Here is a 476-nt window from a genome sequence, read left to right on the forward strand (position 1 = left end):
CGATGTAATCAGGTTCCGAAATTGCGTCCGTATGAATTACGATTTCTCCGTTCTCAGGTGTGGGCAGGTTTCCTGTATGCGCAATAAAGCATCCTCCCGCCGTTATCAAGAATCGATTAAGGGAAGCGTCGCTACTTCCGTTCGCTTTCATATCGCTGATAGCTCTATCAAAGATCTTACAAGCGTTCATGTTCTTGTATTCAGCCGATGCTGAAAGATACCCTTCGATAAAAAGCTGGCGGATGAACTTGATGTCATCAGTGTGGACTTTCTGAGACGCCTCGCCCCAGCGTCCTGTGATTGTTACTAGTGTTGTTTGTGTTGTCATAATTTCGAAGTCAATTGAGTCATCCTGTGGCAGTAGAGTGTATTTGCGCTTATGTGATAGTGACAGCTACTCTAAAACATTTGCGAGACAACTCGCAAATAGCACGGAACGATGAAAGCATCTCGTTATAATAACTCTACATGCATGG

1 protein-coding gene is annotated in these 476 nt (G+C 44.3%); it reads right to left on the reverse strand.

Annotation, left to right across the window (positions count from 1 at the left end):
* On the reverse strand, positions 1 to 328 hold a 328-nt coding region (locus AB4585_RS22785; RefSeq protein WP_372171080.1), incomplete at its 3' end, for a hypothetical protein.
* Positions 329 to 476 lie beyond the last annotated feature (148 nt).

The sequence above is a fragment of the Vibrio sp. 10N.222.49.C9 genome, from assembly GCF_041474985.1.
Taxonomy (GTDB): domain Bacteria; phylum Pseudomonadota; class Gammaproteobacteria; order Enterobacterales; family Vibrionaceae; genus Vibrio; species Vibrio crassostreae_C.